At 35.8% G+C, this 8,067-nt stretch carries 5 protein-coding genes; 3 read left to right on the top strand and 2 right to left on the bottom strand.

Annotation, left to right across the window (positions count from 1 at the left end; all coding sequences use genetic code 11):
* Positions 1 to 5,102, bottom strand: a 5,102-nt coding sequence (locus HNV08_RS02980) for a choice-of-anchor L domain-containing protein (protein WP_241697164.1), incomplete at its 3' end; no start/stop codon positions are given.
* 182 nt (positions 5,103 to 5,284) lie between these two features.
* Between HNV08_RS02980 and HNV08_RS02975 the strand changes: the two genes are divergently transcribed.
* The 3 genes from HNV08_RS02975 (at position 5,285) to HNV08_RS02965 (ending at position 7,355) form a co-directional block, all read left to right on the top strand.
* A complete protein-coding gene (locus HNV08_RS02975) occupies positions 5,285 to 6,187 on the top strand; it encodes a NifU family protein (RefSeq protein ID WP_173279613.1) in 903 nt (300 codons plus the stop codon).
* Positions 6,188 to 6,260: 73 nt separating this feature from the next.
* Entirely contained in the window at positions 6,261 to 6,461 is a 201-nt protein-coding gene (locus HNV08_RS02970; RefSeq protein WP_173279612.1) for a dodecin family protein, read from the top strand.
* Positions 6,462 to 6,542: 81 nt separating this feature from the next.
* Positions 6,543 to 7,355 carry a mechanosensitive ion channel family protein gene (locus HNV08_RS02965; RefSeq protein ID WP_173279611.1) on the top strand — a complete coding sequence of 271 codons (813 nt, stop codon included), beginning with the start codon at positions 6,543 to 6,545 and terminating at the stop codon, positions 7,353 to 7,355.
* Here HNV08_RS02965 and tsaB read toward each other — a convergent pair whose 3' ends face one another.
* Positions 7,356 to 8,027: a tRNA (adenosine(37)-N6)-threonylcarbamoyltransferase complex dimerization subunit type 1 TsaB gene (tsaB, locus tag HNV08_RS02960; RefSeq protein ID WP_173279610.1), complete on the bottom strand. Its 672-nt coding sequence runs from the start codon at positions 8,025 to 8,027 to the stop codon at positions 7,356 to 7,358.
* Positions 8,028 to 8,067 lie beyond the last annotated feature (40 nt).

Here is an 8,067-nt window from a genome sequence, read left to right as displayed (position 1 = left end):
AAACGCACATAGATTATCTGTGGGTTGGCTGTGTTGGTATAATTTCCAACATTGATTATTGGATCGTCTCCCGTTTCTGCATCGGCCGCACTCACATGGTAAGTCAATGAAACCTCAGATGGATTCTGTCCATTTAAAACCTCGTCATCTTTGGTGGTAAGATCAAATTGAGAAATACCATCATTATCTGTATCACAAATTACATAAGGCTCTATTGTTATTGGCACCTCTGGCGCCGCATTTACTATAAGCTGAAGCCTATCACTGGTTAAACTGTAACAGCCTGTAAGGGTGTTCTCTGATCGTACATATAAAAATTGCGTGTCCGCTACAATATTTACGTATGGACTTGCTAGTGCGTTGTCTCCCATCTCTGCATCTATCTGAGTCTCATGGTAGGTTATCACAACATTAGGCTCGCTATTAGTAATCTCTACTGTGCGTTGCTCTAAATCAAATTCTGAAAAACCATCATTATCATCATCACAAACTTCTATTGGGTTTGGACTCGGTTGTGGTGATGGTATTGGATTTACTCGTAAGGTTACTGTTACTGTATTATAACACCCTGTTATATCATTCTCTGCGCGCACAAAGATAGTTTGGGGATTAGCCGTATTAAGGTAAGGACTTACTATTGGGTTTGTCTCATTATCTGCATCTAATTGGGTCTCGTAATGCGTCAATGTAATACCTGTTTGACCTGCCAAAATCTCCTCATTTGCCAACTCTAACGTAAAACCTTCTTGTTGATTCCCTGGGTTATTATCATCACACAACTCTAGTGGTGATGGTGTGACCAATACAGGTAATGGATTCACTATTAGCTCTAATGACGTAAGTTTATAACAGCCCTCGACAGTCATATTATCTTCTACCCTAACCCATAATATTTGACTAAAAGGGTCTGTATTGGTATAAGATGTTGGGTTCGCTATTGCGTTACTTGCTGCTTCTGCATTAGCTTCTGAAGCATAATAACTAACTATATACTGCGTCGCATCTTGTCCGTTTAAAAGCTCTTCGTTTTTACTCGTTAAATCAAACGTTGCAAAACCGTCTGCGGATATATCATCACACACTTCTAATGGTGTGGGTGCTACCAATTGTGGGGTTGGCTCTACAACTAATAACAACTCTACTATTGTTGCACAGTCTGTCGCTATGGTGTTACTCTCTACTCTTGCATATAGCAATTGCTCATCAATTACTATATTGTTATAATCTATACTCGTATCGATCGCATCTACTCCAAAATCAGCGTTGGTCGCTGTTTCGTGATATGTTACTTGGAGACCTGGTGCACCGCCTGTGATCTCATTATCAGCATCTGTCAATGTAAACACCCCAAAACCATCATTATCTGGATCACAATATCTTAAAGGTTGTGGTTCAAATGCGATAGGTGCTTGCTGTACTATTAACTCTAATGTGGTTGTAGCATAACAGCCTGTATTGATATCTTCTACCCGTACATGTATGACTTGACCATTAAAATCATTGGTATAAAGTATTGGTAAGGCATTACTACCTGTAATCGCTTCGCCTGAGGTTTCATAATAACTTACTGTATAAGATGGATTACTACCTGTAATCTCTGCATTCTTTAAACTTAAATCCATCTCTGTGATACCATCTGGTGTGCCATCATCACATACTTCTAATGCCGTTGGTACAACTAACATTGGTAAAGGGTTTACAACTAAATCAAAGGATACTCGTGAGCTACAATTGGTAAGTGTATTGGTTAACTCGGCTATAATAGTCTCTGGATTACTCTGATTGCTATAAAGTCCTGTAATGGCGTTTCCGGCATCTGCATCTGCTGCTGTTGCATAATAACTAACCGAAACATTTACTTGCCCATTTAATATCTCGTCGGTCTTAGTGTTTAAATCAAATTGCTCTTGCTCATCACCTGGATTGGTGTAATCACACAATTCATAGGCTGTAACGGCTACCGTTGTTGGTTTTGGATTAACTATTAATTGCAAGGTTGTCATCGCTGAACATCCTGTGACATCATTACTTATTAATGCGATGATCTCTTGCGTACCTGCTGTGGTATTAGTGTAATTGGTTGGTAATGGATTGGTTCCTAATGTCGCATCACTAGAGTTTAGATAATACGTTACACTCATTCCACTTTGTGTCCCAATGACTTCTGCGTCTTTTAAGCTTAAGTTAAAGACAGCTATACCATCTGTATTGTCATCACAAACTTCTAATGGTGTGGTCGCGTTAGCTATTGGGTTTTCTAAAACCTCTAATTCTAAAGTCGCAATATTATAACATCCTGTATCTATATTCTCTAAGCGTACATATATTATTTGGCCACCCATAGTCGTATTTACATAGCCATCTAAAATCTCTGGACTTCCTGCATTAGCTTCTGCTGGGCTCTCATGGAAAGATACCGCAACTCCTGTTTGACCATTTAATAAATCGGACTCTTTTGTACTTAATGGAAAACCGACATACTCATCGGTATCATCATCACATACTTGTAAGGCTGATACGGCTACAACTTCTGGTAAGGCATGTATGATTAAATCAAAACTTGTGGTAGCATAACAATCTGGATACGACGGATCTTCTACGCGTGCATAAATCGTTTGTGCTCCTGAGGTGTAGTTGGTCGCTACTGCTCCTACATTATTATCTGCATCATCTTGACTTGTGTGGTAAGACACATTATATGTCCCTGCACTTTGACTGCCCAATATTGTCGCGTCTTGACTGCTTAAATCAAACAGTGCCTGACCATCGTTACTTGCATCATCACAAGCTTCCATAGCTTCTGGCATCGTTGCAATCGCTCTAGGATGTACTACCAAATCAAATAATGCTGTCGCTGATGCATTATAACAACTTGAATCACCTGCGCTTTCTACGCGAACAAAAATAGGCTGTGGGTTTGATGTATTGGTATATAATAATGGTAAGGCATTTGCTCCTGAATCGGCATCATCAAAATTTAAATGATAACTAACCGTAAAATCCGTAGACGATTGACTTCCTAATATTAACAGTGTCTGAGCACTTAAATCAAATTCTTCAAATCCATCATTGCTTATATCATCACATAACTCTAGGTCTGAGACTGGATTGATGGTGGGTTGTGATGCCGCGGACAATGTAAATGAAGTTAAATCATAACACGTTTCTGTACTATCTGAAAGACGCGCCCAAATTGTTTGTGGATTCGATGTATTAGTATATGGGGAAGTCAATGCACCTACATTATCAATAGCATCCTGTTCGGTTAAAAAATAATTAACCATAAACTCTGTTGGATCTTGATCCCCAATTATATCATCATCGTTTTCAGTTAAATCAAATTGTTCAGTACCTGTCTCACTACAAACAACGAGATTAGAAGCCGGATTGGCTGTTCCATTTTCTCTAAATTCAATTAAAATTGGATCAGATGAACCAGTACAAACTCCAGAAAAGTCAAAATCTGCATAATAAACCCCAGGTTCAGTTACCGTAAGTATTGATGTTGTTTCCCCATCAATTACAACATCATCTTTATACCAAACATGCGTGGCTGCATCTAAGCCAGAATCTAAAATTATTTCAGAACCAAGACATTCGGCAGTATCAGCCTCAATAGTAATATCATCACCCAAATTACCACCTAAATTAAAACTACCCGCTTTTATAAATACACCTGAGTCATAATTATTATCTCTATCATCAGCAATTACTAATTTGATGGTATAATTTTCATCTGGAACAACGGTTGCTTGTGCAGTAAATACAATAGTCCTTCCATCAAAAGAAATTGGAGGCCCATTATCTGGTGTATAGGCACCAAAATACTGATCATTAATCCCGCCACAAGAGGCTCCATTATCAGGATGAATATTAGTAACTAAAATAGGCGTGTTAGAATTGGGAAGAACAGCTAAATTTGTGGTTACACCATTAGAATCCGTTAGTAAAAAAGCAAAGGCATCAGAGTAATTACATTCAAAACTCCCCATGTCATATTCTTCAGATGCCATCAGAAAATCAAAACTAATGCTATCTGCTGTAGGAACGAAATCAAATTGTATAAATGATGCATTATTAGAGTTAATACCAACAGCAGCATCTAAATCAGCATCACCTGGCCATGCTCCAGACCCATCTCCTAAAAACGTATTTGGTCCTCCTGCCTCTCCAGCATCACCACTTGTAAGTAAAATTCCATCTTCAAATGGAAAATCTACGCCGTTACTATAAAAATAACCAATACCATTAGGCTCCGTGTTGCTATAAGTTGTTCCTGTTGATGATATAATATTTGATACAGCAGCACAAGGGCTATCAATTAAAATATCCTCTACTAATTCTTCTATTGTAAAAGTATCTTGATCAACAACAACATTTGGTCCCAAAACAAAAACTAACATTGAAGTCGTATCGCTACAACCTTGTGGATTAGTATCAGACACAGTAAGTGTTACTGTGTAGGTTCCTGGTGACATAAAGAGATTAGAAACATTTTCACCCGTTGCTGTATTTGAATCTCCAAAATCCCATGAGTAAGTGGCTCCTGAACCATCTAAAGAAAAAATTGCACTACCAGAAAAATCAACAGTTTCGCCTGGCAAAATCCCAATAACTCCAGAGTTATTTGCTGCCGGTACTGTACTATCTATTGAAGCCGTAATGTCTTGGCAAGGTGTTGCACAAAGAATATCGGCCTCCCAGCCATTAATATTTCCACTAGCGTTAGAAATAAACTCTATAGTTAAACACCCTGACGTATTATCTGTAGATGCTGATATATTTCCTGGACTATTAGTCCCCTGAAAACTTCCAAGTAATGGCGCTGTTACATCATCACCATCATAAATATGCATTACATCTGGTTCTGCACCAAGTTGGGTTGTAAACAAAGTAAAATTTAAAATAATAAACTCGTCTGCATTTTGCGGACAAATTGTAGTTACTAAATTTTCACTATCGCCATAGTTACCAAATTCACCACCAGAATCATAAAATTTATCTGGCGCACACCTATTAAAAGTGCCATTTTGCATTGATAAGTCTTGCGCACTACAATACGCTGATATTAAAAAAATGAGAGGGATAAGGATTTTTTTCATAGCTAGCTAGGCAAATAAAATGGAAAATAAACCATTAGATAAATCAACAGTAATCTTTTCAACATTTTTATTAAGCTGGGAATTTAATAAAATTATATGAATTGTATTTAGTTAATAGTTATAAAACATCATCTCAGGGATGAACGTTTCATCTTAATATTTTTTATTTTTGCAAATAAAAGATGTCACAGACTAAAATATCTATTATACCGACTTCAAACGACACAATCTTAAAGTTTCAAGCAGACCGATTTTTAACCAATCACAACAGTTTCGAATTCAACAATATAGATGACGCTAAGCATTCGCCATTAGCACAACAACTTTTCTATTTACCGTTTGTAAAAAAAGTATATATCGCTTCAAATTTTATTGCTATTGAACGCTATAATATTGTGGAATGGGCAGATGTGCAAGACGAAGTTGCCACGCAAATAGAAGACTACTTATCTAATGATGGTGTTGTGGTTACTGAAGAGGCCGTTAAACCAAAGGCAGCTGTAACAGTATACGCTGAGAGCACGCCTAATCCAAGTGTATTAAAATTTGTTTGCAATAAGGTTTTAGTCCCTAGTTTATTTGAATTTACGTCTATAGAAGATGCCAAACCTTCTCCATTAGCTACAGCGCTTTTTCAGTTTCCGTTCGTAAAAAATGTATTTATGGAGAAAAACTTTATATCAATTACTAAGTTTGACATTATTGAATGGGAAGAGATTACAATGCAACTTAGAGAGTTTTTGAAATCATACGTCGAAGAAGGAAAAACCATCTTAAACGATAATGCACCACAACAACTGAACAAAACTGAAGAAGCGGTAGAACAAAAATTTGAAGCTTTAGATGATGTTTCTAAAAATATTGTAAACATTCTTGAAGAATATATTAAACCCGCAGTAGAAAGCGATGGTGGTAATATTGAATTTAAATCTTACGATGATACTACGAAAAAAGTAGAAGTTTTATTGCAAGGTGCATGTAGTGGCTGTCCATCTTCTACGTTTACTCTAAAAAATGGTATTGAAACCATGCTAAAAGAGATGCTTAATGACAATGAAATCACTGTTAATGCTATTAATGCTTAATTATTCTTAACAATTAAGTGACATATTATAAGTTTTAGTGTCTTAACTTTAGAAACTATTAAATTTATAAACAATGGCAGTATTAAAAGTAATTGAAGTCTTATCTAACTCTGATAAAAGTTGGGAAGATGCAACTAAAAAAGCAGTAAAAGAAGCTTCTAAAACAGTTAAGAATATTAAATCCGTGTATGTACATGATCAAAGTGCTATTGTTAAAGAGGATACTGTAACTGAATTTAGAGTCAACTTAAAATTAACTTTCGAGGTTAAATAACATATGTTATTAGCTCTCAAAATATAGCTCGGACTACTATTTTCCGAGTTTTTTTATTAACTATAATTAATTAAAACCAACATGGACACACAAAAATGGATTGACGAAGGCATCAAATTTGTTATTGAATATGGACCTAAAGTAATAGGTGCTATAGCAATATGGATCATAGGAAGCTGGGTAATTAAAATTCTTCTTAAAGGCGTTAAAAAAGCACTTAACAAAGGAGATTACGATGAAAGCTTAAAGAAATTTTTAACCAATTTAATTAGCTGGATTTTAAAAGTTGTTTTAATCATAGTTGTACTTGGTACTGTAGGTGTAGAAACAACATCTTTTGCTGCCATCATAGCTGCGGCTGGTTTAGCTATTGGTTTAGCCTTACAAGGTTCACTAGGTAATTTTGCTGGTGGTGTATTATTAATGATATTTAAGCCCATTAAAATCGGAGATTTAATTGAAGCACAAGGTGAATTAGGAGTTGTTAAAGAAATTGAGATTTTTACTACTAAACTTTTAACACCTACAAACAAAGAAGTTATTATACCAAATGGCGCGTTATCTAATGGTAACATCGTTAACTATTCTTCTGAAGGAAAACTTAGAGTTGATTTAACATTTGGAGTCGGTTATGATTCAGATATTAAACAAACTAAAGAGGTTTTATTAAAAGTTTTAACGTCTAACCCAAAAGTATTACAAGATCCTGCACCTTCAGTAAATGTATCTGAATTAGCGGATAGTTCTATTAATTTTGCCGTAAGACCATGGGCTAACGTGGCAGATTATTGGGATGTTTATTTTGAAACACACGAAAATGTAAAAATTGCATTAGACGCAGCTGGAATAGAAATACCTTATCCACATGCTGTAGAAATACAAAAAGAAGGTTAATTATTGCTTCTTTTTTAAAGCTACAAAATCCTTTAAATAATAAGGTTCAAAATAAGCGACATCTTCGGTGTCGCTTTTTTGATACTTTTTTTCTGCAAGTATGGACATTTCATTTGCTGAAGGCAATTTACCCTCTATAAAAACCGCATTAGGATGACTGATTAATGTTTTGGTCTTCTCTACGCCGTTGCCAATAAAGTATATTGTATGGTTTTCTAGTACTTCAGCATAACTGTCTTGATCCAAAATCTCCGCTTTAATTTCTCTAATCATTTCAAACTTATGATTATAAATCGCGGAATACACTTCCATTCGCCTTGCATCTAGCATAGGTATTATTAAACCATTATCTACCTTGACTTGATGTGCTAAACTTGCTAATGTAGAAATTGAAATTAATGGTTTATTTAATGCAAAGCATAAACCTTTGGCAGAAGACACTCCGATTCTTAAACCTGTGTAAGATCCTGGACCTTTACTCACAGAAATGGCATCTATATCTGAAGGGTTTAGTTGTGCTGTTTTAAAAACAGCATCTATAAAAACATGTAAAGTTTCGGCATGAGAATAGCCTGGACTATTATCTTCTTTTAAAACTAAAGTATCGCCATCCTTAGAAAGAGAAACAGAACAATTTGTGGTTGCTGTCTCTATATTTAGCACTAATGCCATGTGTTTTGTTAATTATTTGTTTTGATGGATACAAAACTAC

Source organism: Winogradskyella eckloniae (assembly GCF_013249045.1).
GTDB lineage: Bacteria > Bacteroidota > Bacteroidia > Flavobacteriales > Flavobacteriaceae > Winogradskyella > Winogradskyella eckloniae.
The sequence above is the reverse complement of the archived record's forward strand: the minus strand, read 5'-3'. Positions and strand labels throughout refer to the sequence as shown.